Here is a 25,701-nt window from a genome sequence, read left to right on the forward strand (position 1 = left end):
GTTTCGCTTGTTGTACATGTTATCTCAGAGATTACACATGATCAACTTATGGTACATGTCACTCACTGTAAATCTGCAGAGTGTTACTGACTCAAAATGCTATTTACTTAAAGATCGGCCCAACGGCACGAAGTAACCTTGCAGCGCTTGATAAATCTCTTTGCGATGCGTGAGATCTGGATAGAGAGGGAACATATCCGGTTTGGTCGTGCCATCGACTAAGTAAGAATTCTCGATATCTGAGCAGGATTCAATCGTAGCTTCAAAGGCACGAGCCATCATTTCTGTTGGCAATGAGAAGTAACGAGCCGACGTTGCCTTGTCGGCAATGACACTGCGTGCCACGTAATCGTGTTTGTCCAAGTTATTGTCGCTAAGCAGTGTGGAATCAAACAGAGACATCAAACTTTCGTTTAATGGATGAGGTCGCACCGTTCTATCGTGCAACCAACAGTCGCTGGCGAACAGGATCTGCTTGCGAGGGCCAGAGGTATCGCCGATTTCAAACGCTTTCTCAGCGATATAGTGGTCAAATGCATGCCAAAACTCGTGAGCGAGCGCGCCAGCTCCGGCATTCTTCGCGAGGGCTAATTCTCGTTGGTTCGGGGCATAGTGTGCTTGTACGCCTTTTCTGCCGCCACTGCCGAACGCTAAGCCTAATGTGCCGCGAAGGCCAATCGCTTCTGGTGGCAAAGCCAAGATGTAAGCCAAGTCGGCTAGCGAATCGAATATCAGATTTGCGGCCAACTCTTTTTCTTCTTTCGTCACCCAAGCACCCACACGAATGCTGCCCATACCGAAGGTTTGTTTGATGTCCATGAATGACACCTGATCGCCATGTCGGTAGTCTGGGCCTTCGCGCGTTTTGTATTTAAAGTGAGTTAACTTCAAAAGGGTCCTTGGAAACAGACGTAAGAATGAATAGTGTGCTCAGTGAGATGCGCCTGTGTGAGATGCATCTCTTGGAATTAAAGGACGTTAGCACTTTTGATAGCAAATTGCCGAACAAAATTAGTTTAGATTGAGTTCGAAAGCTTCCCATGAAGTTGGGTTACCTTCACGAGTGAGTGGAAAGAGTGGCTGTTGTGGTTTTGCATAGCTTAATCGGTGCAGTCTTTGAGTTACGTGGTAGCTATCAAGCCCTGATACCGTGACCAAATCCAACGCTTCTAAATCAAGGTAGCCATCCGGCATCACGGCGCGTTTGGGTGCGTGAATCGTTATAACTTCACCGATCAACATTTGCGTTTGATTGCTTTCGATTGTTATCTGTTCTTTGAACGCTAACCCTATCTTTAAACTGCTCTCCAAGACGAAGGGAGCGGGGAATGTGTCGTCATAATAGGCCGTTAAGCCGACCGCGTTGAATTCTGAGACTGGTTTAGGGTAGCGAGCCGAGGTTTGATGGGCCTTTTTAACAAAGTCAGCACCAATGCTGTTAACGGTGAAGTACTTAGTTTCTAGGATGTTTTCTAGCGTATGACGTCGGCTTTTATCTGGGCGAACAATAAAACCAAGCAGCGCGGGATCAGACCCTAGGTGAATGACAGAGCTCACTATCGCAAGGTTTTCAAGCCCCTGTTTATCACAAGTACCAATTAGGTTGGCGCTTTTAAATCCAGATAGGGAGTTAACCAAACGAATGCGGTGGCGCGGGTCCATTGTTTGGATATCTTGTTTAGAAAGGGTCATGTCCTTCATATCTTCTCTTCTTCTCTTCTTCTCTTCTTCTCTTCTTCTCATTTATTGTTATCTTCGAGCATGCTCACTAACGGACTTATATGTACGAAGAATCCGCTTTTATCGATCAAAGAGCGCTTATTGGCCGTGGGCAGTTTGTCTCTTTTATCTCTGCTACAGCACAATGAACGAGATCCTTTGCATAGATTTACGTACGTTGACGTCCCTTTACATCACAGGAGCTAAAGTAATGATGTCGTCTTTATGAGTGTTAACAAATGAAAACAGTCCGCAATATCATTTGGGCAATGATTGCCACAATGTCAGCCTTTTGGTTTGCGATGGAACCGCAATTATTCGCTTCAAGCGATGTCTTTGAATGGCGCTCAGCCATGATTCAGTACTCAGGTATTTTGTCTCTGGTGTTAATGTCCATCACAATGATCTTGGCGATGCGTTTGCCTATGGTTGAGAATTGGCTGAAAGGTATGGATAAAGCATATCGAGTCCATAAATGGCTCGGTATCGGTGGTGTTGCACTGGGTGTGACACACTGGTTGTGGTACCAAATACCTAAGTCATTGGTGGTGTCTGGTGTGTTAGATAAGCCTGTTCGACACGATGGTTCAGGGCCGCAAGCTGTTTTGACTGGATGGGAGTTATGGGTCAATGAATTACGCGGTATTGCTCAGAGTATTGGCGAGTGGGGCTTCTACTTGTTGCTCATTTTACTGGTGGCGTCACTATGGGCGGCAGTGAAGTACAAACCGTTTAAATTGTCGCACCGTCTGATGTCGGTTGCGTACCTGTTTATCGCTTTCCACTCAGTAATCCTGCTTAAACGAGCGTATTGGGGAGAACCTATTTATTATCTAACTGTGGCATTTGCTTTGGCTGGGTCTATCGCAGCGATTTACAGTTTGTTGGGCTTGGTTGGGCGTCGTAATCGTCACTCAGCGACGATTATCTCGACTCGCTATTTTCCACAAGCTGAAGTGATGGAGCTGGTGTTAAAACCGGAGGCATCTTGGCAAGGTCACAAAGCTGGGCAGTTTGCGTACTTGCGTTTCGGTAATGAAGACCCGCATCCGTTTACCATTGTTTCTGGCAGTGATGATCCAGAGTTGCGCTTTTTGATTAAAGAGCTGGGTGATTTTACTAATGGCCTATATGAACGAGTGAAAGCGGGCGATGCGGTTACGGTTGAAGGACCCTATGGTCGACTTTATTTTGACCTAAGCAAGCCACAAATTTGGATTGCTGGTGGTGTCGGGATAGCGTCGTTTTTTGCAACACTTGAAGCGCTCAAAACAGAACGAGATCATCCTCGTATTCAACTGTTTTATTGTACTCGCGGTGTTGATAAGCAATTAATCGATGAGTTGTGGCACCTAGCACACGCGGTTGGTGTGAAGTTGACCGTGATAGATACCTTGCACTCACCGCGGCTAAACGCCGGAAGAATTGTCAATCAATGTGGCGACCTCAACGAGTACGAGATGTATTTCTGCGGGCCGGAGTTGTTCTCTACATCACTGAAAAAAGAATTAGACACCTATCAATTTGATATTGAAAAGCACTACCACGAAGAGCTGTTTGTGATGCGTTAAAGCCAACTATTGGAGCTGTGATTGTTAAATTAGTCAATCGGCACAGTGTAAAAAGGCGTAAAGTCACTCAATTTGTTATTGCAGCGGTTTGCTATTGAGCGATACCATATAGGGCTGTTTCTTTGGTAAAGATGTAATTATGTCAGATGAAAAACTCGCACTCGAATGGATGCGCCAACAAGCTCATAAAGTTGACCCATACGTTATCGATCCATCGTTTGATGAATGCGTTGAGTTGCTTGATCCTGCCTTCAAGAAAGGCAAGAGTGTTGCTCAACTCAAGTATCTGTTATCAGAAGCAGATCGCCGAGCGGGCGCGGCAGAACGTAAGCATGCGGCTTTAAAATACGCCAAAGAGAAAAGCCCAAATGCTGGTCAAATCTTGCGACTGCAAAGCAAGCTTCAACAAGTTCAGTTGGCTCTCAAGCTTGCCACTGGCGATAACAATATGACCATATCTCAGTTCTGTGCGGAGTACGATGTCTCTAAGCGTGACGGCAATACGGCATGGAATGAAAAGTTGGTGGAGCAGGGTAAGAGAAAGTAGTCTTTTAAACGCTTTATTCTTCTATAAACTGTCACGTTAGTTAATGTCATACACTTTTCAAAAAACGACCTATTGTTATCAATGAACGCCTTTCTAAAGCCTGAAAAATCGCTTCTCAGGCTTTAATTTTTATAGCCAACCTGTTGCATTTTTTAGCGCCTTTCCTAATTCTCGTACTGGATTTTCTCTCTATTTTTCTGAGATATCTAATGTGCGCGATACACTATTTTTCGCCCATTAATCAATTTCACTTGTGACAAAGTTATCAGAATTATGCATTTTCGGTAACGTTCCCGAAATTATCGATCTATCATCCACTCAGATACAAAAGTGAAGTAATCAACACGACTGATTTCTATTTCTTCTTCGATATAGAGCTTATACATCAAAAGTATAAGCCGAAATGTGCTTACGAATTGTTTTGGGAACGTTTGCAAATAATCCAAAGCAATTAACGTGAGAACATCAGAATGAAACGACACATTTTAGCGGTTGCTGTAACAATGGGGCTAATGACTACATCGGTATTAGCAAGTGAAGACGTTGCAGCATTAGAGCAACGTATTAATGAATTAGAACAAAGGGTTGCACAAACAGAGCAGGTCTCTACCGAGGCCAATGAAAAGGCTTCTTCGTTTGAGTTTCACGGCTATGCTCGCTCTGGGTTATTGATCAACGACGACCTAAACGGCGCGACAGGTACTGGTCCTTACATGACAGCGGCGGGTGCCATTGGAGCTCCAATTGGACGTCTTGGTGTTGAAGATGATCATTACGTTGAAGCGAACTTGATTCATAAGCGATTTGCAGACGATGGCTCTAGTGCTTTGTTTCGCATCATGTTGGCCGACAGTACTGAGACAAATAACGAGTGGACTGCCAGCGAAAGCCAGTTGAATGTGCGACAAGTGTATTCAGAACTGAACCGTCTGAGCATGTTCTCTGAATCTGAAGCGTTTTCTGAAGCAACGTTTTGGGCGGGTAAACGATTCGATCGCGACAACTTTGATATTCACTTTTTCGATTCGGATATTGTCTTCTTATCAGGTACTGGTGCGGGCGTTTATGACGTTCAGATGAGCGACAACTGGAAAGCGAATTTCTCTATTTATGGCCGAGATTTTGGTGAGATTGATAGCTCGTCAACAGATGTAGAAAACTACATTGCAACCATGAATAACCGTATTGGCCAATGGCAAGTGATGTTGAGCGGTATGACCTCAGCAGACAACGATAGCCGCCTAAATGGCGCAGCTGAAAGCGGTGTACACGCAATGTTTGCGTACCATGGAGACAACTTCTTTGGTCTGAGCGAAGGCTTCTCTAAAACGGGTATGTTAGTGGGTAGTGGCCTAGGTGCAGAGCTAAAAGGCATCGGTTCAAATGGTGATCTACTGGATGACGCGAAAGCCGTTCGCCTGTTTAGCTACGGTGTCACTCGCATTGGCGACAACTGGCGCTTAGCACCTGCATTAATGGCAGAGCATAGCCAAGACCGTTTGAAGAAGAATGACGAGTTCACATGGGCTTCTTTAAACGTTCGATTAGCTCAAGAGTTCACAGAGAACTTTGAGATGGTTTACGAAGGTTCATTGCAATACATGGATTTAGACAACTCGACAGAGCAAGCGAGCGGCGGTTTCTACAAAGCGACAGTTGCACCAACACTGAAGCTTTCAACTAGCACTGGTTTCTTTGATAGGCCTGAACTGCGTTTCGCTGTGAGCTATGTGGATTGGAGTGAAGACCTGAATGGTTACTCGATTAGCACTGAAGCAGATGCTGCAACGATGGGAGAGGGCGGCGAGGTTCTGTTTGCACTGCAGATGGAAACTTGGTTCTAATTGCTTGATATATCGTTTAGATAGAGAGTGTTACTCATGATGTGATAGTCGCATCACCAAATGCCAACCTTATCGTTTCAACTCGAAGGTTGGCATTTTTTATCTTGGGATAACCTGATCTCTGAAATAAATCGCTAGCAAGACTCTCGGTCAATAGTGGTGAAGGTCAACACCATCTTGCTCATTTCAAAGCCTTTTTTCTCAATACGGTCGAGTAGCAGCTTGGCTCCATTTTCTCCCGCTTTATCAAACGCATAGTTAAACGTAGACAGCGTTGGTGTGCATACTGAAGCAAGTTCATCATCACCCACGCCGAGTACCAAGACATCCTTTCCTGGAACGAGGCCCGCTTCTTGAATTGCTCTGATCGCACCGATTGCGATACGGTCAGTGGCGCAGAATAGGCCGTCGAGCTTGGTGTGCTCCTTGAGATACTGCTTCGCCAGTTGGTAACCTGATTCTATGGTGAAGTCGCCACGGGCGTGAAATTGCAGTGTGAGGTCGTTAAATTGAAGCGATTGAGCGAAGCCTTCCGATCTCATCTTATCAACCGCAATATCATCACCTTGCACACCGATGAATCCCATATGCTTACAAGCTTTCGCTATGAGGCGATTACCCGCTTCAAACCCTACGCGAGTGTCGTCGTGCACAATGCTTGGGATGTTAAACATTGACCCGTCTTGACCAACCAATACCACGGGTACGGCAGAGCTTTGAATCGCTTTGACTAATTGGTTGTCGAGGTGGGTCGCGTACAGGATGATGCCTTCAACACGCTTCTGGTTAAATATCTGAATATATTCAAGTTCTTTATGGTGTGTTTGGTGTGTGCTCGCTAATAATACATGCTTGCCCGCTTGCTCTAAGACGGCGGTTAAACCATCGACACCCTGAGAGGTGGCATGGGAAGAAACCCTAGGAACAATCACGCCAACCAGGTTGGTTTTTTGGGACTTTAAGTCTTTAGCGACTTGGTTTGGGAGATAGCCACACTCTTCAACCGCTTTACGCACCTTCACCTTGGTCGCGTCTTTTACGCCATACTCATCATTGATTACTCTTGAAACCGTCGACTTGGAAACTCCAGCGAGACGAGCGACATCATGAAGACTAGCCATTATTCATTATCCAATTGTAATTTTAGTTTTGGGATTGTTTGCAAACAGAGCATCAAATTTACCTGTTATTAGGGGATTTTAACCCTGTCTTCTTATCCTAGGGAGATAATTTGAAGATCATTCTCACACTATTGAGCAGTTATCTTTGATCATTTGTTATTTCTAGGCAAAAATTTGTTTTGCAAACGTTCCCGAAAATTCAAAAGCTCAAATGATAATCCAATGGGGTATGTAATGAATTATCCAAAAATAGCAAAAGAGCTGCTTTCTCTATTAGGTGGTAAAAGTAATATCACCGCACTCGCACACTGCGCGACTCGTCTGCGTCTTGCGGTTGCAGACCAAGATAAAATTGATGAACAGGCGATTGATAACCTAGAAGGGGTTAAGGGCCAGTTTAAAGTGGCAGGTCAATATCAGATCATCTTTGGCTCAGGCATCGTAAACCAAGTTTATGCTGAGTTGGCTAAGCTGACTGAAATGACGGAAATGTCGACCAACGATGTGGCGTCTGCAGGTGCTGACAACCAAAATATCCTGCAACGCGCGGTGAAAGGCCTGTCTGATATTTTTGTGCCAATCATTCCGGCGATTGTTGCTGGTGGTTTGTTGATGGGTATCTACAACCTATTGACGGCTCAAGGCTTATTCATTGATGGCAAATCTTTAATCGACGCTAATCCGGGTTTGACCGACTTAGCAAACATGATCAATACATTTGCTAATGCTCCTTTTGTGTACTTACCTATTTTATTAGCATTTTCAGCGAGTAAGAAGTTTGGTGGTAACCCATACCTTGGCGCGGCTTTAGGTATGTTGATGGTTCACCCAGACTTGCTTAACGGCTGGGGCTTCGGTGGCGCATCAGTGTCGGGCAGCATTCCGGTTTGGAACATTTTAGGTTTCGAAATCGAGAAAGTAGGCTATCAAGGTTCAGTACTACCCGTTCTTGTTTCTGCGTTTATTCTAGCGAAAGTTGAGCTTGGGCTGCGTAAAGTTATTCCTTCGGTTCTGGATAACTTGCTAACGCCGCTATTGGCGATTTTCATAACTGGTTTGTTAACATTCACGATTGTTGGTCCATTTACTCGTGATATCGGCTTCCTGCTTGGTGACGGCCTAAATTGGTTATACAACAGTGCTGGCTTCATTGGCGGTGCGGTGTTTGGTTTGATTTATGCGCCGTTTGTTATTACTGGTATGCACCATAGCTTTATTGCTATTGAAACTCAGCTGCTTGCGGATATCGCAACGACTGGCGGTACGTTCATCTTCCCTATCGCGGCGATGTCTAACGTGTCACAAGGTGCAGCGGCACTGGCGGTTGGTTTCATGAGTAAAGATAAGAAAATGAAAGGTATCGCGATTCCTTCTGGTGTGACTGGCTTGCTTGGTATTACTGAACCTGCAATGTTCGGTGTGAACTTGAAGCTTCGCTATCCATTCATTGCTGCGGTTTGTGCCGCTGCGATTTCAAGCGCGTTTATCACGATGTTCAATGTGAAAGCACAAGCACTGGGTGCGGCGGGTATTCCTGGCATCATCTCAATATCACCAGAAAAGATTGGCTACTACGTGGTAGGTATGATTATCGCGTTCGTGACTGCCTTTGCTCTGACCGTTGTTTTAGGTCTGCGCGAGCGCAGCAAGCAAAACATTAAAGCAACAGCTTAACGTTTCTCCCTAGAAGTGAAGCCCCCCTTTTCACTTCATTTCCTAAGCTTTGGGGTGCTAGCTAGGTGATTTGGCTTAGCTAGCCTTTTTATATTTTTACATGACAGCGTGAAGTGTCACCTTGCTTTTGGTTGCTACTGCTTTCGATTGCCATCGCTTTCGGTTGTCATGATTTTCAGTTTTAAGGTAAGAAAGATGAATCAAGTTTGGGTAACTGGAGACGCCGTCGTCGACCTCATTCCGGAGACTGACGCGACATTATTGAAATGTCCGGGCGGTGCGCCTGCTAATGTCGCGGTAGCGATTTCTCGCCTTTTAGGCAAAAGCGCATTTTTTGGCCGAGTGGGTAACGATCCGTTTGGCACTTTTATGGAAGTGACTCTGCAAAAGGAAGGTGTGAATACCGAGCGTTTGGTGAAGGACCCTGAACAACGCACGTCAACCGTGGTGGTCGATCTTGATGACCAAGGCGAGCGTAGCTTTACGTTTATGGTTAAGCCAAGTGCCGACCAGTTTATGTCTGTTGAAGACATTCCCGAATTTAAGAAAAACGAGTGGCTACACGTCTGCTCGATCTCTTTGGCTAATGAACCAAGCCGAAGCAGTACCTTCGAAGCGATCCGACGTATGAAAGCCGCGGGCGGTTACATCAGCTTCGATCCAAACCTTCGTGATGAAGTGTGGCAAAACCCATCTGAAATTAAGTCTGTGGTCATGAAAGCGGTTGAATTGGCTGATGTGGTTAAATTCTCAGAAGAAGAACTGGATTTCTTAACCGATTCAACTTCGATGGAACAAGGTTTGGCTAACATTGCAGATCTTAACAACACGCTTGTTCTGGTTACGCAGGGCGCGAAAGGCGTTTGGCGAGTATTTGAAAACCAAGGTGTGTTGATTTCAGGTCGCTCAGTGACGCCAGTGGATACCACGGGTGCAGGCGATGCTTTTGTTGGCGGTTTGCTTGCAAAGCTTTCTCAAGATGATGAGTGGAACAATCAACAAGTCGTCGATTCTGCAATTCAGTGGGCGAATGGGTGTGGTGCACTGGCGACCACGCAAAAAGGCGCAATGACCGCACTTCCAACGCAAGAAGCTCTTACTCAGTTTATTCAAAAAGACTCTTCAAATACGAATGCCGTAGAGGAGAGTGTATGAGTTTGAACTCGAACTGGACAGTAGAGCAAAGATATCGCCGTATAGAAGATATTTCTCTAGAGAGTATTGATGCGATGGTAGAGCTTCGCAAACAAGACTCTGGCTATCCAAGCTACCATATTGCGCCTAAGTTTGGTCTGCTTAATGATCCGAATGGTCTGTGTTTCTTTAATGGTGAACACCACCTATTTTACCAATGGACGCCAGTTGGCCCCGTCCATGGTATGAAGTACTGGTACCACCTTTCTACCAAAGACTTCGTTCATTTCGAAGACCACGGTATTGGCTTGCACCCAGACCAAGATTACGACTCTCACGGTGTTTACTCTGGTGGTGCATTGGTTGAAAACGACAATGCATTGTTGTTTTTTACAGGTAACAAGCGCGATGGAAATTGGTTGCGAGTGCCAACTCAATGTTTTGCCAAGATGTCTGCTGACGGCAAAATAGAAAAGCACGGCGTGGTTATCGAAAACGATCACTACACCGAACATTTCCGAGACCCAAAAGTGTGGAAACAGGGCGGCGATTATCTGATGGTTGTGGGTGCTCAAACGCCTCAAAATACTGGCTCTATGGCGCTATATTGCAGCCGAGACCTGATGAATTGGCAGCACAAAGGTCCAATTCAAACTCGTTACAACAACCTTGGCTATATGTGGGAATGCCCAGATTTCTTTGAAATAGAGAATCAGTCGGTGATGCTGTTTTCTCCACAAGGTGTGTCTAGCGAAAATCCATACGATTTCAAAAATATCTACTCGGTGGCTTATATCGTCGGTGACCGCCTAAATCTCGATTCGGTAGAACTGGAAAACCACCAAGATATTTCGCAGCCAGATTATGGCTTCGATTTCTATGCACCACAGACTTATTTAGATGATACAGGCCGCCGTATTCTGATTGCTTGGATTGGTCTGCCTGAGATTGATACACCATCTAATGAGTATCAGTGGGCGGGCATGTTGTCGTTACCACGCGAACTTCAAATCCAAGATGGCTATCTTGTTCAGTCTGCTTTACCTGAATTGAAAGCGCTACAGGGTGAAGCTGTGGTGGTTGAAAATGCTCTTGAATTGGATACAACCAGCTTCATGGTTGAGCTCGAAACGGATACTGACGAGTTTGAGTTTACACTTGCTAACGTTGCGGGTGATAACATCGTGTTCAGTGCTACAGAAAAGGAGTTCATGCTTGATCGCAGTAAGATGTCTCAGCTCTACGCGGAAGAGTTTGGCTCAGTGAGAAAAGCACCGAGGTTGAGCACCAAGCAAACCATCGAGGTTTATGTTGATAAGTCAGTAATCGAAATCTTTATCAATGGCGGTAAGCACACAATGACCAGCCGTTTCTTCATTGATGACTTGAGTTCATTGTCGATGACTGGTGACGTGAACACCGTTTATCACTCGATGAACCCAATTAAAGGGTTGGACAACTAACCTCCGCTTATCTCCATCAAGAAAGCCGCTGATCAACAGCGGCTTTTGTTTGGTCTGCGACATCACTATTGTGCTAACTCTTTGACCTTGTCCATTCCCCGTAGCCCTGAATCTCAAGTCCATTTAGAACAAACAACCAACGCTAAGGTCGAATGTTATTGAAACTGACCTTCTGGGTTCCGTCATCTTTATTCAATAGCTCCACCACATCGCCTTGATAGTAATACGGTTCCATTGGCATCTCGCTGTTGGTCGGCCTTGCGTAATGCAATACTGCTGGCTTCGCGTCAACTTGCTGTGCGTATAGATAGCCAATCAGCGCATGTTCAAACTGGTGATAACCGTTGCCCCAATGGAAAGCTTTGGTGCGTTTTGGCTCAAGCCCGACACCGCCGTATTTATGGTCGACCCATACATCATGAAAAGTGGGTAGGGTGTATTGCAGGACGTCTTTCATTGAATCATCGACAAGTGAAGCCGTCATTGCTGCTTGATCAAGCTCCGCCCATTCCCATGATGAAGCCCAATTTGTGTTTGGTCTGCTTTGCCAGCCAGTTATCTCTTGTCCTTTCCACGCTTTCTGAAGTTCTTCGCCATAATATTGGGATACACTCACGAAATTTTTCTGATATTGCGCATGAACGAGAGTGTGTTTCATCCCTTTGATGCCAAACTCTTTCCATTCAGAGTTATTCAATGTTTGGCCTGTAAGGTAAGTCATCCAATACGCTTTGATGGTGTGCCCAAAATCGTTGTGATTAGCATTCGGCATCTTGGCGGCTTTGCTGTGAATGGCCCCGTAGAAGCGTTGCTCATCTTCAGAGTGGTAGTGCTCGACCATGGTTTGTGTCAGCCAACTTAGATCATCAAGCCATCTTGTCTTGGTGGGCTCTTTTAGCAGGGGAGCGACTAACAGCATGTAGCCGTTAATCTGATCAAGTTGCGCGACCAGTTCACGCTGTGTGGCTTTGCCATCTTCACCATCCGCAAGTACCCAAGCAAGACCGCTGTTGTCGCTAAGTCGATATTTATCAAAGATAAAAGCTTGTTGTGCGATGAGTGCTTCTTCTACCTTTTTGTCTTGAGTCAGGTAGTAATACATGGCAAGGCCAACTAATGCATACGCTTGATCTTGAGAAGTACGCTGCTGCCAATTCTGGCCTACTTTGCCCTCTTTTGTGTAGCCAATAAAGCCACCATTTTTCTTATCTTCTAGTTGATCAATGAGGTAGTAGGCGCCTTGCTTGGCAAGCGCTAAAGCCTGCTTATCGCCACTAAGGTGGTAGAGCACGCCATAGGCATAAGTTTGACGTGACTTCATCCGCGTAAACTCTTTGCCAAAGTGTGGCGTGATCCAGCCTTTGTTTAGTTCATGGCACACATCAGAAACATCGAGCAAGGTACCGTCATCACAGCGGAAAGTAGGGAAGTTTCCTACCGGTTCTCCTTGAGCGCTAGGCATTAACCAATAAGGTGCAAGCCCTTCAGTCGCATGGTTGAGCCACTCTTCTCCAGAAGGAAGATGGGCGTTGGCAGATACGGCGAAGCTAGTAATACTGAGTAATGCGATCGTTGCTCGTAACATGATGTTTATCTTAACTATTTGAATTTATTTGAATATAAACAATCACATCTGCACATTGTGATTAGGCGATCACAATCGACCAAATTAATAAGGTTTAGATAAAAGCTCACAGACTAGTGAGCTTTGGAAGGGTGTCTTGTATTTTATACTGGCTTGCCCGCCTCATCTTCTTCAACCACATCGGTTTCTAAGCTTGCCTCTGCCAGCCATTTTTGTATTGATGGACTGTTAAGCACACGTTGTTGATACTGCGATGCCTTTTCGGAAAGTTGTATTCCATAGGTTTCTACGCGCAATGCGACGGGTGCAAACATCGCATCGGCAATCGACCATTCACCAAATAACCATCCCTCTGGGTATTGTTCCATTTGTGCAGACCATATTGCATCAATACGAGCGATGTCTTTCAGTGCGTCTTCACTCAGTGTGAGCTTTCGTTGTGCGCGGCAGTTCATCGGCATTTCATTTCTGACGGCAAAGAACCCAGAGTGCATCTCGGCGGAAATTGCTCGGGCATGGGCGCGTTCTTTCACTGAGCTAGGCCACGCTGCACCGTCCAAATAGGCATCGTTAACGTATTCGAGAATCGCCAATGAATCCCACACCGCAACATTACCATCAACTAGGGTTGGAACCTTGGCCGTTGGCGTCACTTTCGCCAGAGTGTCGTAAAAATCAGAGGTGAATAGCTTGAGCTTGATGACTTCTGTACTCAGGTTGTAGTTGTCGAATATTAGCCATGCGCGCAGTGACCAAGTTGAGTAGTTCTGGTTTCCAATATAAAGCTGCATCGTTGCTTCCTTGCGTTTGGTGAGTATGCTTTTGAGCTTAGGGGATTGTATTGCGGAGCACTAACGGATAATTTTGATGCAATACATTAATAAAAACGATGGGTGGTGATTTCAATATGGATATTGATGCTTTGCGAGGCTTTCTCGCGTTTGTGGAAACCAGTAGTTTCACTCGTGCAGCGAAACAGATAAATCGTACCCAATCGGCATTCAGTGCTCAGATGCGTAAGTTGGAAGAAGAACTCAACGTCACTCTTTTCCAGAAAGAAGGACGTAATTTAATACTGACTGAAGCTGGCTTAGCGCTGCGTTCTCATGCCGAACAGTTGGTCGCCCTCCACAACACCGCCCTCAAGCAAGTAAAGCGTTATGAAGACAAACAACCTCTGCGACTCGGCTGCCCTGAAGACTACAACGACACCATTCTTCCAAAAGTGATTCGCCTGTTACAGCAAGCAGAACCTACCTGTTCCATTCAAATATTTAGCCTACCAAGTATTAACCTCAGAGAGTGGTTAGATGATGGCCGTTTAGATGCGGCGATTGTCACCAGAGCGCCTGATAGTGAAGAGGGTTACTGGCTTACACATGATGTGGGTGTTTGGATAAGCAGCCCTGACTATGCATTCGATGAGTCTAAACCAGTCCCACTAGCCTTGTTTCAGACCGATTGTAAGTACCACGCAGCGGCAGTGAATGGCTTAACCAAGCAGGGCACGCCTTATCAGTTATTGGCGTGTAGCAATACCGCTTCAGCGCAGCGTGCAATCGTGAAAGCAGGATTAGCGATTGGTGCGATGGGTAAGCTAAGCGTGACTTCAGATTTGAAAATTCTTGATGATATGCCGCCGTTGCCTTCGGTCGATATTGTGCTGATCCTAGCGAGTAAGCATCACCCGGTATTGGATAAAGAAGTGCTCAATCAACTTGTGGAGCTGGGTTCTGATTAGGCTTCTTCTTCGGTGGCCTGACATGGCGAGCCAAAATACGGCTACGTTCTTGTTTTACCTCAGTCAGTTTTCGCCACGACCATAAACGCACCCGGGCTTCTCTGGCACTAGTGTCGAGATCGACGACTGGGTTCAGGTAAGGGGAATCTGGTTTGAGCTCATGCATCATCATTTCCATAGGCGTCATCTTCCAAGGCTCAAACAAAAGTGGAGTGGGTATGTCTGAAAGTTCTGGCACCCATTTACGAATGAAGTATCCATCTGAATCGTGCTCTTGCGCTTGCTTAGTCGGATTGTAAATTCGGATAGTGTTGATTCCTGTAACCCCAGCTTGCATCTGAAACTGTGGGTAGTGAATACCGGGTTCAAAATCGAGAAACAGCTGCGCTAAGTGAGTGACGCCATCACGCCAGTCCATATTCATATGATGAGTGAGAAAGCTCACCAGCATTGAGCGCATACGGAAATTAATATAGCCCGTATGATGCAGGCAGCGCATACAGGCGTCGACCAATGGCACGCCTGTTAATCCCGCCTTCCATACCCCCAAACGTGTTGGATCTTTTACCGTCTCATTCTGCAATAACGTCTCGTAGGCGTGGTTGATGCAGCGAAATTCCATCTCGCATTCCGATTCAAACTTCTGCATGAAATGACAGTGCCAATGAAGCCTTGAAGAAAGGGCAATTAGGCTGCGACGAAACCCTGCAACGTGCCAGTGTCCCAACAGATGTTGATAAACTTCACGCAGCGATATGTTGCCCCAAGCCAAATACGGAGATAGGCGAGTACAAGCATGGCGTGACGCTTCTGGGCTTGAGATACTGCGGTAGTAATCGCGACCGCGGCGCTCAAAGAAGTCATTTAATGTTGCCCATGCCAGTGCGCTTCCACCCGTTTGTATGCCTTTAACTTTGGTTAACCAAGCTGGTGGAGGCTCGATTACGAATTTAAGCTCCTCCGCATCAAGGGTATGCAGTAATTCTGTCGTTAACTGATTTTCTTCTATGGGAGCACGCATGACACTGTTCCAGTGCTTGTCCCAACCGATTCTGTCTTTCGACCCTCTCACGACAGCGCCCTGTGCGAACTCTTGCCATGGGATGTTGTGATCTGTAAACCAAGCAGAGAGTTCTCTGTCACGCTCAAAAGTGCAATTTAATCCTATCTCTTGATGAGAGAAGACGTTTTTGATGCGGTAACGAGATTGGATCGCTTTGAAGCAGTCCATCGCACTGCCATGAAGTATTGAAACCTCATGTCCATACTCTTTCAGCGACCGATTCATGCATTGCAGCGACTGCCAAACAAACCGCCAATGTCGCTCAGAGTAGTGGGCATTGTTTAGCAGCATAGGTTCGAAAATGTAGAGCAATATCGTTGGGGGTTGACCTGATAAAGCGTGTTGTAAAGGTGCGTGGTCGGTGAGTCTTAAATCGCGCTTTAGCCACACTATGTTGATTGTTTGCATCTGAGCCCTCTTTCGTTTTCAAGCATTACGAGTCAGAGGGCAAAACGTCTCACAGGAAGTGAGTTTTATTTTCGATAATGAAAGGGCAGGTTATGAGAGCCTGTTTTCATTATTAGAGAATGCCTAAGCTTTTTAGTTTTCGATAAATCGTATTACGGCTGATACCAAGTATGCGTGACGTCTTACTGATGTTGCCTTGGTTGGCTTGATAAGTTTGCAACAAGGTTTCTTCAACGGTGCTTCTTAAATCGTTACTCGCTGTACCTTTTATGGCATTAGAAGTCATTAGCTGATGCTGATTATCGTGTGCTAATGACGTGAGATGTTGAGCAAGGTGGCTGGGCACATGCTCGAGTGTGAGTTGGGGTTCATCACTTGCTAATAGAGCAGCAACCTTAAGTAAGTTGTCTAATTCGCGGATATTACCCGGCCAAGAATAGGCGCACAGTAAGCTCATCAAGTGCGGGCAGATTGTCTGTTCGTCTTCGGCGTATTTACGATGAATGTGCTCGATTAAAGCGTGCTTGTCTTGTCGGTGTTGTAGGCTTGGCAAGGTGAAGGCTAAGCCATTGAGTCTGTAATACAGGTCTTGCCTAAACTCACCTGTTGCGACTAACTGCTCGAGGTTTTTGTGAGTTGCAGCGATGATCTGACAATCGACTTGATAGCTTTGATTAGAACCAACTGGCACCACGGATTTGTCTTGCAGAACATGCAGTAGTCGGCACTGAGCTTCTAAAGGCATGTCGGCGATCTCATCTAGAAATAGAATCCCTTTATCTGCTTGACGGATCTTACCTTGGAAGCCCTTGTGGCTTGCTCCCGTAAAGGCGCCCGGCGCGTAAACAAACAGTTCAGATTCGATTCAGATTCGATAAGGTCTTTAGGCAGCACGCCACAATTTACCGCTACCAAGGGCGAAGACTTACGCTGGCTTTGCTTGTGCAGCACTTTAACAAACTCGCCTTTGCCAACTCCTGTTTCTCCTAAGATCAACAAACTGATCCCTTTATCGATTACCTTGTTGGCTTGCTGCCAAGCGTGTTCGATTTGTTGCTCGCCATGGTGCAAATCACACGATGCTGAAATGGAGCGCGTGCGTTTGGTGGTTATAAGAAATCCGGCATCGGCCGTGAGACACATAAGATGATGCTCGATCACTACCAAAATACTAAGAACCTGTTGATCAGCTACGATACCAATCCACTAGGTTTTTTCTAAAATAGATAGGTTCTAGAACGGTTTATCAAGTAGTCACTAGCAACGAGTTGACTAAAATAATCTAAGTAAAATGAAAAGCAAAACGCCAAGTTCTTATGAGCTTGGCGTTTTTATGTTTGAATCGCTTTAGTTTTTCGAAAAGAAGATCTCGGGCTTGTGGACTGGGCCATAGTTGCCTTCTAGTTGGGTAAGTTCTAATCCTTGTTTGCCTATCAAAGAGCCGACTAACTGGCGGTTGAACGGGTAGCTGTCGGGGTTGTTAATGTACTCTTCAACATCAATCCATTTAGCTTCTGCAATTTCATCTGTGTCTTGAATCGCAATCTCTTGAGTTTGAGCGATAAGGTGACAAACAAAGTAGAGGTTAGACTTTCCGAATTGATACGGGTGTCTCGTCGCCATGCCAACCACTGAAACGAACGTGGCTTCGATGCCAGTCTCTTCTAAGGTTTCTCGAACCACGGATTCTTCAATGCCTTCACCCAACTCAATATGACCGCCCGGTAATTTGTAGCCCGTCATGCCGTGTTCTTTAATCATCAGCACTTGGTTGTGTTCGTTAGTGATTAACGCGCCAGCACCCAAGGTGTGGGTCGGAATGAAAGGCACAAACTCTACAATCTCGGATTTGTGGATCAGCGTAATCTCGTCTTCTAAGCAGTTGTGAAACACAAAGCCAAGCTCAGTCGCCACCGGAATAAGGTGCGAGAGTGAAATAGGTAAGCTAATCCAAATAATGCCTTTGCTATTCTGCTTTGAAAATTCGGTGATCTCGCTGAGTTCGGCATTGAATGAGTCAACATCGTGAGGGGCTGTTGCTGGGTCAATGATGATGCCGTTAAATTTGTCGAGCGTAAATTCCACGGGTGATCCTTTATTATTTTGATTTATTGGGCGTCGAGCATGGTCTGAGCTTATCGTATCTAAAGAGCTTATAACACCTTGAGAGCAAGGGCAGCAGTGAATCAAAAGTAGGCAATGCAGTTTATGTCGAACGGGTCGGGATAAGTGGAGGGTGTTGCTAGAAACAAAAACTGCGCTTGGAAGCCAAAGCGCAGTTTTAAAATGAGGTTTATTGCAGTTCGATTTTAACGAATATAGTTTGCGTTAATACTCACGTACCAGTGTTGAAGCTTGCCATCAGATTTCTTGATCCACAAATCGTTGGTGTAGCTATCAATCTTGCCGTTAACCGTAAGGTTGAATGTGTTCTCGTCGAATTCGCCAAGCTTCACGAACTTGTCCGTGGTAATCAGGAATGGGTCCATGTCGTCTACACCAACCACATCTGAAATCACATAGTAGTGGTAAGTCAGCGGCTTGCTCGCATCATTCGGGTTGCTGCGATACGCAACAAGCTTGAATGGTTCCGTTAATGGAACGTCGAGCGTTTGCTTGTCCATGGTCGCTGGAATTGGAATAAACAGCCAAGCGGTAAACAGACCGCTCAATAAAACCATCAGGAAGAAAAGAGTCTTAATTGCTTTCATAGCAACCTTCAAAATATGGGGGATGTTAATGGGGCTATGGTAACTAGGGAGAGTAAAGATGCAAGCTCTGTTATTACCCTATCTTATCTCAGCTTAATCTAGCGCAAAGAAAGCGGTTCGGTTAACTCGAAATGTAAACACGAGTGCTTAACTCTTGATTATGGCTTAAGAGAATTCGTTATTTGAACCAATCTTGGTTTTTAACCAGTCTCTCGAAACAAGGCGAAGAACTGTCGCGAAATGACCTATATAGATAAAATTCAGTACGATAAGAATAGCGCATGAATATTTTTTGAGCGTTTTCTTATGCATTTAAATCCACGGTTAAGTGGCGAATACCATTCTTATGTCGATCACTCATTTCGTATCGATTGTTCACTTGGCTCCAATCCATTTGGCGCACCAGAAATTCCTGAACATGTGATCAAAGATATTATCTACGGTATTGATAAGTACTATTGCCACAGGGAGCTTTCGGAGCTGACTTATCTGACTCGCCAGTTTATTGGGATTGAAGATTGTCGTATTACGTACACCACGGGCTCTCTTGGGGCGCTAGAACTTATCTTCAATAAACTGATCGATCACAACAATCGCACCATGATAGGCATTGGCCCTCAGTTTGTTGAAGCAGTATCAGAGTTCACTTTGGTGGGCGGGAAGTACCAGTCCATCAACATGTTTGATTATCAAAACGAGTCGGATCTGTTCGGTGTGTTGGCATCAAAAATAAGCAGTCAAAATCCTGCCTTGGTGTATATCGATAATCCCAACAACCCAACGGGTCGAATCTACGACAGAGCTTATCTGGTCGAGATAGCGAGAGTATGTGAGCGTTCTGGCGCTATTTTGATTGTCGACGAGGCATATGGTGAATACCTGACCCCTGAGCAGTCTATGCTCGATCAGACCTTAGTCTTGGACAACTTAATAGTTTTACGAACCTTTTCTAAAGGTTTAGGGCTCGCTGGGATTCGACTCGGTTACTTAGCCAGCAGTGAAAACCTGACTTCTGCAATCGAAGCTGCGGTGAGTGTGTTTACGCCGACTTACCCCTCAATAAAAATCGCATCGGCGACCTTACCCAATGCAAAACACTTCTTAGAAATGAACCGCAGCAAAACTGAATACTTTAAGCAGCAAATGATCGGCTTGTTGTCTGAGAACAATATTGAGGTAGTTGGCACGTCAATATCGACGCCCATTATGTTGTTGAAAAAGAGAGGAACTCACCTTTCAAAGCTATTTGAGAGTATCGGTATTAAGACATGTTCGGGTGTCGATTTTGCTATTACGTGCGACGCGATGACTGAAGAGTATGTTCGATTACGAATTGTTGGAAATGATGTGGATTTAGAAGCGTTAAAGCAGCGTATTCAGCAGTTATAAAAGCAACCGTTATAAAATCATCAGGTATTAAAAAGCCCGCACCTTGCGTTTACAAAGTGCGGGCTAAATTCATCTGGCTACTTGTTTAAGTAAGCAGCGTGGAACTCAATGTGTTCATCAATAAAGCTAGAGATGAAGTAGTAGCTGTGGTCGTAACCAGGCTGCATACGTAGATCTAAATCGGCATTGGTTACCTTAGCGGCTTCGACTAATTGCTCAGGTTTAAGCTGTTCAATCAGGAAGTTATCGGCTTCACCTTGGTCGACCAACATTGGCAGTTTAGTGCCTTTGGTTTTTAGAAGCTCAGAGGCATCGTAGTGTTTCCACTCTTCAATATCCAAGCCTAGGTATTGGTTGAAGGCTTTTTGTCCCCAAGGGCATTGCATTGGGTTGGTGATTGGGCTGAATGCAGAGATAGAACGGTAGCTATCTTCGTTTTTAATGCCAATCGTTAGGGCACCATGTCCGCCCATGCTGTGACCAGAAATCGATTTTACGGATGTAACAGGGAAGAACGACTCAATTAATGCAGGGAGCTCTGTTACCACGTAATCGTACATGTGGTAATGGCTGTCCCATGGCGCTTGAGTGGCATTCACATAGAAGCCTGCACCTTGGCCGAGATCGTAATTTTCATCGTCGGCAACACCTTCGCCACGTGGGCTAGTGTCTGGTGCAACAATCGCGATGCCTTGCTCAGCCGCGGCTTTGAAAGCGCCGGCTTTTTGCATGAAGTTTTCATCGGTACAGGTTAAGCCTGACAACCAATACAAAACAGGAACTGGGTTTTCTTTGCTTGCGTTAGGTGGCAAGAAAATCGCAAAACGCATGTTGCAGTCAAGCGTTGCAGAAAAGTGGGTGTATTGTTTGTGCCAACCACCAGCAACCTTTGCTTGGCTAATGTTTTCGATTGTCATCTATTGTGCTCCGTTAGGTTGATGGTTTGGGAGTAAATTTGTCTATATTACATAAAGTTTCACCACCCACCGGGCAGGAGGTGGTGAAGACAGTTTGTTGCTATTCATTTGTAGCTGTGGCCTCGATGCTCGAAAGAATCGAGGCCAAGATGTGTTACTTATCCATGTGTAGAACAGTACGGATAGATTCACCTTTGTGCATTAGGTCGAATGCTTCGTTTACGTCTTGCAGACCCATTGTGTGAGTGATGAACTCTTGAAGGCCAAACTCACCCGCCATGTAACGGTTTACGATTTCTGGAAGCTCAGAGCGGCCTTTAACACCACCGAAAGCAGAGCCACGCCATACACGACCAGTCACTAGTTGGAATGGACGAGTTGCGATCTCTTGGCCTGCACCCGCAACACCAATGATGACAGATTCGCCCCAACCTTTGTGACAGCACTCAAGTGCTTGACGCATCACGTTTACGTTACCGATACACTCGAAAGAGTACTCAACACCACCGTCTGTCATCTCAACGATAACGTCTTGGATTGGCTTGTCGAATTTAGTTGGGTTGATGCAGTCAGTCGCGCCAAGCTGTTTTGCTAGCTCGAATTTGCTCTCGTTGATATCAACACCGATGATGCGGTCAGCACCAGCCATGCGAGCACCAATGATTGCAGAAAGACCGATACCACCTAGGCCGAATACAGCAACGTTGTCGCCTTTTTCAACTTTAGCTGTGTTAAGTACCGCGCCCATACCCGTAGTTACACCACAACCTAGAAGACAAACTTCTTCAAGTGGTGCTTCTTTGCTTACTTTCGCTAGAGATATTTCTGGAAGTACTGTGTACTCAGAGAAAGTCGAGCAACCCATGTAATGGAAAATTGTTTCGCCATTGATAGAGAAGCGGCTTGTACCGTCTGGCATTAGGCCTTTACCTTGCGTTTCACGAACGGCTTGGCATAGGTTAGTTTTACCAGATTTACAGAACTTACATTCGCCACATTCAGCTGTGTAAAGTGGGATAACGTGGTCGCCAATCTCAACACTTGTAACGCCTTCGCCGATCATCTCAACGATACCGCCACCTTCGTGACCAAGAATTGAAGGGAAGATACCTTCTGGATCGTCACCTGATAATGTGAATGCGTCAGTGTGACAAACACCAGTAGCAACGATGCGAACTAGAACCTCACCAGCTTTAGGAAGTTGTACATCAACTTCTTCCATTTTTAGTGGCTCGCCAGCTGCCCATGCAACCATTGCTTTTGATTTGATATGAGTTTGACCAGGTTTAATTTCGATTGTCATTGGATGTTTCCTATATATGTCAGTACAGCGGATAACCGTGCAATTAGCTTCAACCCGTTAAGCGTAGTTGAGCTTAATTGTTTCCGCTCTCTCGTTTTGTTGGAGCTAGTATAGGTGTGAGTGCATGTTTTGATAATCCCCTTAAATAGAAAATGATTATTACGTATTTGTAATAATAGAGCATTTAGGTTCCTCGTGTTAACCGAAAGTCACACTTAAGAATTTTTAAGGTACGTCATAATAATTGCTTACTGAAAATCACATGAATTGGAAATAAAACTACAATATTCTGAGCGCCGTATTTAATGTTGTGGACTCAAACATGCTTTTATCTCTTCCGCCTCCAGTGATGCTGTCACTTGCCATCGTGCTTGAAGTTGTCGCGACTTCTTTATTGCCTAAAACGCAGCAATTTACTTCCCTTCCTGCGACCGCCGCAGTACTCGTCGGTTATGGCTTTGCTTTTTATCTGTTGTCTCTCACGGTTCAAACCATGTCTTTGGGTGTGGCGTATGCGATTTGGTGTGGCGCAGGGATAGTGTTGGTCGCGGCGTTGTCTTGGTTGGTCTACGGGCAAAAGCTAGACATCTACGCGATCATTGGCATCGCTTTGATTCTGTCTGGTGTGGTGGTCATTAACCTGTTTTCAACGTCGGTGAGTCACTAAGAGTCTATTTCCTACTTCTGAAGGAACAAACTAATTGGAATCTAGAGTAGTTAGCCTTCAACTTAAGGTATTGAATATAATATAGTAATTCCAATAAATGCATTTTGTGCATGTATTTTATGAAAACAGCTCACTTTACTCATAGATTGGTCGGTTTAGTATAGCCAGCAGAAACCAATGATTATAAATAATCATAGATATTATCTTTTTATCAATAACTTAGGGGGTCATTATGACTATTCCGACAACCGATATGATGGAAGCTTGGACGGGATTTCAAGCTGGCGACTGGCAAACATCCGTTAATGCACGTGATTTTATTCAGCGAAACTACACCCCTTATGAAGGCGATGAGTCTTTTCTTGCGGACGTGTCGGAGTCGACGACACAGCTATGGGAGTCGGTGCTAGAAGGTATTAAAGAAGAAAGCCGCACTCATGCCCCTGTCGATTTTGATACTGATATCGTTTCCACTATCACCTCACACGATGCCGGTTACATTGTAAAAAAACTCGAAAAAATCGTGGGTCTACAAACCGATAAACCACTGAAACGCGGCATCATCGCCAATGGTGGTATTCGAATGGTGAAAACGTCGTGCGAAGTGTACGGTCGTGAATTAGAGCCACAAATCGAAAAGATCTTCACTGAGTACCGCAAAACGCATAACCAAGTAGCGTTCGATCTTTATACCGACGAAATTAAAGCATGTCGCCGTTCTGGTATTATTACTGGTCTGCCGGATGCTTATGGTCGTGGACGCATTATCGGCGACTACCGTCGTCTTGCTTTGTACGGTATCGACTTCCTAAAATTAGACAAAAATGAGCAATTCAAATCGACTCAGAAGATGCTTGAAACGGGTGGTGATTTAGATAAGACATTGCGTCTACGTGAAGAGCTTACTGATCAAATTCGTGCCCTTGATGAAATGCGAGAAATGGGTTTGAAGTACGGCATTGATATGTCTTCTCCTGCTCGTACTGCGCAAGAAGCAATCCAATTTACCTATTTTGGTTACTTAGCTGCGGTTAAGTCTCAAAATGGTGCTGCGATGTCGCTAGGCCGCACATCAACCTTCCTAGATGTTTACATCGAACGAGACCTTAAACTTGGTCTGATTGATGAAAAACAAGCGCAAGAGTTGATTGACCATTTCATCATGAAGCTTCGTATGGTTCGTTTCCTTCGCACTCCTGAATACGATTCATTGTTCTCTGGCGACCCAATTTGGGCAACAGAAGCAATGGCTGGTATGGGCGTTGATGGTCGTACTCTTGTTAGCAAAACGACTTTCCGCTACTTGCACACATTGCACACGATGGGCCCAGCGCCAGAGCCGAACATGACGGTTCTATGGTCTGAACAACTGCCTATCGCGTTTAAACAATACGCGGCTAAAGTGTCTATCGAAACCTCATCACTTCAGTATGAGAACGACGATCTAATGCGTGCGGATTTTGATAATGACGATTACGCGATTGCGTGTTGTGTAAGCCCGCAGGTGGTTGGCCAACATATGCAGTTCTTTGGCGCTCGCGCAAACCTTGCTAAAGCGCTACTTTACACCATTAACGGTGGTGTTGATGAAAAATCTAACATGCAGGTTGGTCCTCAAGTTGCTCGTATCGAAGATGAAGTTCTCGATTTTGACCGCTTAATGCCACGCTTTGATGACATGATGGATTGGCTTGCAACGCAATACGTCACTGCGCTGAACGTGATCCATTACTCGCATGACCGTTACAGCTATGAAGCATCGTTAATGGCATTGATGGATCGCGATGTTCATCGCACAATGGCTTGTGGTATTGCAGGGCTGTCGGTTGTTGCTGACTCGTTAGCGGCTATCAAATACGCGAAGGTAACACCAGTACGTAACGAAGATGGCATCGCTGTCGACTTTGATATTGAAGGCGAATATCCAAAATTCGGCAACAACGATTCACGTGTCGATGATATTGCTTGTGATTTGGTTGAACGTTTTATGAAGAAAATTCAGAAAAGGAACACCTACCGTGAAGCGGTTCCAACTCAATCTATCCTTACGATTACTTCAAACGTTGTATATGGTAAAAAAACCGGTAACACGCCTGATGGTCGCCGCGCTGGTATGCCATTTGGCCCGGGCGCAAACCCAATGCACGGTCGTGATGAGAAAGGGGCGGTGGCTTCACTTTCTTCAGTTGCCAAACTGCCGTTCGAGTACGCTAAAGATGGTATTTCTTACACCTTCTCAATCGTACCAAATGCACTAGGTAAAGATGATCTAAGCCAAAAAGTGAACCTAGCAGCACTAATGGATGGTTACTTCCACCATGAAGAAAGTGCAGGATCGATTCGTGTTGAGGGTGGGCAACATCTTAACGTGAACGTGCTTAACCGTGACATGTTGTTGGATGCCGTCGAACATCCAGAAAAATACCCACAGTTAACCATCCGAGTCTCGGGTTACGCAGTACGATTCAACTCGCTAACACGTGAGCAGCAACAAGATGTAATTAGCCGTACGTTTACTGCTAAGATCTAACCGTAAACTTCAAGTTATACGGTCCTAAAAAGCGCGAGAATGACATCCGTCTCTCGCGCTTTTTTGTGCGTCGAGTATGGCGGTAATCATGTTGTTGGACGTCGCGTTGTCTTGGCTGGTATATGGGCAAAACCGATATTTACACGGTGATTGGAATTACTTTGATGCTTTTTTTGGGGGGATTCGCTTGTTTTTTATGTCAGAGATCACTAGGAGCTCTAACTTATCTTTGCCCCATTCAGTATATGGAATCCACGTATTTACAAAGTGATTTTGGCAATAAAAGTTAAGATTCGGTCGTATATTCGGCTTCT

The 25,701-nt window shown here is 45.3% G+C and carries 22 protein-coding genes; 10 read left to right on the plus strand and 12 right to left on the minus strand.

Annotated elements, in window-relative coordinates; translation table 11 throughout:
- Window positions 1-99: 99 nt before the first annotated feature.
- Entirely contained in the window at window positions 100-891 is a 792-nt protein-coding gene (locus tag AB4138_RS16825; RefSeq protein ID WP_372306895.1) for a CLCA_X family protein, read from the minus strand.
- Window positions 892-1,011: 120 nt separating this feature from the next.
- Window positions 1,012-1,701, minus strand: a complete 690-nt coding sequence (locus AB4138_RS16830) for a flavin reductase family protein (RefSeq protein WP_017061618.1) — start codon at window positions 1,699-1,701, stop codon at window positions 1,012-1,014.
- Between the two features lie 257 nt (window positions 1,702-1,958).
- Here AB4138_RS16830 and AB4138_RS16835 point away from each other — a divergent pair, with 257 nt between their 5' ends.
- The 3 genes from AB4138_RS16835 (at window position 1,959) to AB4138_RS16845 (ending at window position 5,681) form a co-directional block, all read left to right on the plus strand.
- Window positions 1,959-3,290, plus strand: a complete 1,332-nt coding sequence (locus AB4138_RS16835) for a ferric reductase-like transmembrane domain-containing protein (protein ID WP_017064979.1) — start codon at window positions 1,959-1,961, stop codon at window positions 3,288-3,290.
- A 139-nt stretch (window positions 3,291-3,429) separates the two neighbouring features.
- Window positions 3,430-3,837 (plus strand): hypothetical protein, encoded by a 408-nt coding sequence (locus tag AB4138_RS16840; RefSeq protein WP_017054885.1) that lies wholly within the window; start codon window positions 3,430-3,432, stop codon window positions 3,835-3,837.
- A gap of 470 nt (window positions 3,838-4,307) precedes the next feature.
- Entirely contained in the window at window positions 4,308-5,681 is a 1,374-nt protein-coding gene (locus AB4138_RS16845) for a carbohydrate porin (RefSeq protein WP_102320859.1), read from the plus strand.
- Between the two features lie 134 nt (window positions 5,682-5,815).
- On the opposite strand, the gene AB4138_RS16850 is transcribed toward AB4138_RS16845, so the two are convergent.
- Window positions 5,816-6,802 carry a LacI family DNA-binding transcriptional regulator gene (locus tag AB4138_RS16850; protein ID WP_017067468.1) on the minus strand — a complete coding sequence of 329 codons (987 nt, stop codon included), beginning with the start codon at window positions 6,800-6,802 and terminating at the stop codon, window positions 5,816-5,818.
- Window positions 6,803-7,036: 234 nt separating this feature from the next.
- On the opposite strand from AB4138_RS16850, the gene AB4138_RS16855 reads away from it, so the two are divergent.
- The 3 genes from AB4138_RS16855 to AB4138_RS16865 all read left to right on the plus strand — a co-directional run bounded on the left by AB4138_RS16855 (window position 7,037) and on the right by AB4138_RS16865 (window position 11,073).
- Window positions 7,037-8,476 (plus strand): sucrose-specific PTS transporter subunit IIBC, encoded by a 1,440-nt coding sequence (locus tag AB4138_RS16855; RefSeq protein WP_017064972.1) that lies wholly within the window; start codon window positions 7,037-7,039, stop codon window positions 8,474-8,476.
- A gap of 195 nt (window positions 8,477-8,671) precedes the next feature.
- Window positions 8,672-9,631, plus strand: a complete 960-nt coding sequence (locus tag AB4138_RS16860) for an aminoimidazole riboside kinase (RefSeq protein WP_017061624.1) — start codon at window positions 8,672-8,674, stop codon at window positions 9,629-9,631.
- Complete coding sequence (locus AB4138_RS16865; protein WP_372306898.1) at window positions 9,628-11,073, plus strand: sucrose-6-phosphate hydrolase; 1,446 nt, start codon at window positions 9,628-9,630, stop codon at window positions 11,071-11,073. The genes AB4138_RS16860 and AB4138_RS16865 overlap by 4 nt, the downstream gene beginning before the upstream one ends.
- A gap of 142 nt (window positions 11,074-11,215) precedes the next feature.
- Here the strand turns inward: AB4138_RS16865 and AB4138_RS16870 are convergent, their stop codons facing one another.
- A complete protein-coding gene (locus AB4138_RS16870) occupies window positions 11,216-12,658 on the minus strand; it encodes an N-acylglucosamine 2-epimerase (RefSeq protein ID WP_372306901.1) in 1,443 nt (480 codons plus the stop codon).
- 143 nt (window positions 12,659-12,801) lie between these two features.
- Window positions 12,802-13,449, minus strand: coding sequence for a glutathione S-transferase family protein (locus tag AB4138_RS16875; RefSeq protein WP_372073864.1), 648 nt, complete (start codon window positions 13,447-13,449; stop codon window positions 12,802-12,804).
- A 98-nt stretch (window positions 13,450-13,547) separates the two neighbouring features.
- On the opposite strand from AB4138_RS16875, the gene AB4138_RS16880 reads away from it, so the two are divergent.
- A complete protein-coding gene (locus AB4138_RS16880) occupies window positions 13,548-14,399 on the plus strand; it encodes a LysR family transcriptional regulator (protein WP_372306903.1) in 852 nt (283 codons plus the stop codon).
- Here AB4138_RS16880 and AB4138_RS16885 read toward each other — a convergent pair.
- The 5 genes from AB4138_RS16885 to AB4138_RS16905 all read right to left on the minus strand — a co-directional run bounded on the left by AB4138_RS16885 (window position 14,368) and on the right by AB4138_RS16905 (window position 18,581).
- A complete protein-coding gene (locus AB4138_RS16885; protein ID WP_372306906.1) occupies window positions 14,368-15,870 on the minus strand; it encodes a deoxyribodipyrimidine photo-lyase/cryptochrome family protein in 1,503 nt (500 codons plus the stop codon). The genes AB4138_RS16880 and AB4138_RS16885 overlap by 32 nt on opposite strands.
- Before the next feature lie 112 nt (window positions 15,871-15,982).
- Window positions 15,983-16,735 (minus strand): sigma-54-dependent Fis family transcriptional regulator, encoded by a 753-nt coding sequence (locus tag AB4138_RS16890; protein WP_372306918.1) that lies wholly within the window; start codon window positions 16,733-16,735, stop codon window positions 15,983-15,985.
- A complete protein-coding gene (locus AB4138_RS16895) occupies window positions 16,630-17,013 on the minus strand; it encodes a sigma 54-interacting transcriptional regulator (protein ID WP_372306921.1) in 384 nt (127 codons plus the stop codon). The genes AB4138_RS16890 and AB4138_RS16895 overlap by 106 nt, the downstream gene beginning before the upstream one ends.
- A gap of 204 nt (window positions 17,014-17,217) precedes the next feature.
- Entirely contained in the window at window positions 17,218-17,955 is a 738-nt protein-coding gene (locus AB4138_RS16900) for an NUDIX domain-containing protein (RefSeq protein WP_372306909.1), read from the minus strand.
- Window positions 17,956-18,179: 224 nt separating this feature from the next.
- Entirely contained in the window at window positions 18,180-18,581 is a 402-nt protein-coding gene (locus AB4138_RS16905; RefSeq protein ID WP_372306913.1) for a hypothetical protein, read from the minus strand.
- 306 nt (window positions 18,582-18,887) lie between these two features.
- Between AB4138_RS16905 and AB4138_RS16910 the strand changes: the two genes are divergently transcribed.
- Window positions 18,888-19,970: an aminotransferase class I/II-fold pyridoxal phosphate-dependent enzyme gene (locus AB4138_RS16910; RefSeq protein ID WP_017069766.1), complete on the plus strand. Its 1,083-nt coding sequence runs from the start codon at window positions 18,888-18,890 to the stop codon at window positions 19,968-19,970.
- Between the two features lie 77 nt (window positions 19,971-20,047).
- Here the strand turns inward: AB4138_RS16910 and fghA are convergent, their stop codons facing one another.
- Together fghA and AB4138_RS16920 are read right to left on the minus strand one after the other, a co-directional pair.
- On the minus strand, window positions 20,048-20,887 hold the full coding sequence (fghA, locus tag AB4138_RS16915) for an S-formylglutathione hydrolase (RefSeq protein ID WP_017061633.1): 840 nt from the start codon (window positions 20,885-20,887) through the stop codon (window positions 20,048-20,050).
- 154 nt (window positions 20,888-21,041) lie between these two features.
- Window positions 21,042-22,190, minus strand: coding sequence for an S-(hydroxymethyl)glutathione dehydrogenase/class III alcohol dehydrogenase (locus tag AB4138_RS16920; RefSeq protein WP_017064961.1), 1,149 nt, complete (start codon window positions 22,188-22,190; stop codon window positions 21,042-21,044).
- 322 nt (window positions 22,191-22,512) lie between these two features.
- Between AB4138_RS16920 and AB4138_RS16925 the strand changes: the two genes are divergently transcribed.
- Both AB4138_RS16925 and pflB read left to right on the plus strand, forming a co-directional pair.
- Window positions 22,513-22,857, plus strand: coding sequence for a multidrug efflux SMR transporter (locus AB4138_RS16925; protein ID WP_017061635.1), 345 nt, complete (start codon window positions 22,513-22,515; stop codon window positions 22,855-22,857).
- Window positions 22,858-23,089: 232 nt separating this feature from the next.
- Window positions 23,090-25,387: a formate C-acetyltransferase gene (gene pflB / locus AB4138_RS16930; protein ID WP_372306916.1), complete on the plus strand. Its 2,298-nt coding sequence runs from the start codon at window positions 23,090-23,092 to the stop codon at window positions 25,385-25,387.
- Window positions 25,388-25,701: the final 314 nt, after the last annotated feature.

It is taken from the genome of Vibrio sp. 10N.286.52.C3 (assembly GCF_041468865.1).
In the GTDB taxonomy this organism is placed as follows: domain Bacteria; phylum Pseudomonadota; class Gammaproteobacteria; order Enterobacterales; family Vibrionaceae; genus Vibrio; species Vibrio crassostreae_C.

Coding starts and splice junctions, on each gene's coding strand:
- AB4138_RS16830 (WP_017061618.1), bottom strand. CDS start 1,701: ATGAAGGACATGACCCTTTCTAAACAAGATATCCAAACAATGGACCCG.
- AB4138_RS16835 (WP_017064979.1), top strand. CDS start 1,959: ATGAAAACAGTCCGCAATATCATTTGGGCAATGATTGCCACAATGTCA.
- AB4138_RS16840 (WP_017054885.1), top strand. CDS start 3,430: ATGTCAGATGAAAAACTCGCACTCGAATGGATGCGCCAACAAGCTCAT.
- AB4138_RS16845 (WP_102320859.1), top strand. CDS start 4,308: ATGAAACGACACATTTTAGCGGTTGCTGTAACAATGGGGCTAATGACT.
- AB4138_RS16850 (WP_017067468.1), bottom strand. CDS start 6,802: ATGGCTAGTCTTCATGATGTCGCTCGTCTCGCTGGAGTTTCCAAGTCG.
- AB4138_RS16855 (WP_017064972.1), top strand. CDS start 7,037: ATGAATTATCCAAAAATAGCAAAAGAGCTGCTTTCTCTATTAGGTGGT.
- AB4138_RS16860 (WP_017061624.1), top strand. CDS start 8,672: ATGAATCAAGTTTGGGTAACTGGAGACGCCGTCGTCGACCTCATTCCG.
- AB4138_RS16865 (WP_372306898.1), top strand. CDS start 9,628: ATGAGTTTGAACTCGAACTGGACAGTAGAGCAAAGATATCGCCGTATA.
- AB4138_RS16870 (WP_372306901.1), bottom strand. CDS start 12,658: ATGTTACGAGCAACGATCGCATTACTCAGTATTACTAGCTTCGCCGTA.
- AB4138_RS16875 (WP_372073864.1), bottom strand. CDS start 13,449: ATGCAGCTTTATATTGGAAACCAGAACTACTCAACTTGGTCACTGCGC.
- AB4138_RS16880 (WP_372306903.1), top strand. CDS start 13,548: ATGGGTGGTGATTTCAATATGGATATTGATGCTTTGCGAGGCTTTCTC.
- AB4138_RS16885 (WP_372306906.1), bottom strand. CDS start 15,870: ATGCAAACAATCAACATAGTGTGGCTAAAGCGCGATTTAAGACTCACC.
- AB4138_RS16895 (WP_372306921.1), bottom strand. CDS start 17,013: ATGTGTCTCACGGCCGATGCCGGATTTCTTATAACCACCAAACGCACG.
- AB4138_RS16905 (WP_372306913.1), bottom strand. CDS start 18,581: ATGAAAGCAATTAAGACTCTTTTCTTCCTGATGGTTTTATTGAGCGGT.
- AB4138_RS16910 (WP_017069766.1), top strand. CDS start 18,888: ATGCATTTAAATCCACGGTTAAGTGGCGAATACCATTCTTATGTCGAT.
- fghA (WP_017061633.1), bottom strand. CDS start 20,887: ATGACAATCGAAAACATTAGCCAAGCAAAGGTTGCTGGTGGTTGGCAC.
- AB4138_RS16920 (WP_017064961.1), bottom strand. CDS start 22,190: ATGACAATCGAAATTAAACCTGGTCAAACTCATATCAAATCAAAAGCA.
- AB4138_RS16925 (WP_017061635.1), top strand. CDS start 22,513: ATGCTTTTATCTCTTCCGCCTCCAGTGATGCTGTCACTTGCCATCGTG.
- pflB (WP_372306916.1), top strand. CDS start 23,090: ATGACTATTCCGACAACCGATATGATGGAAGCTTGGACGGGATTTCAA.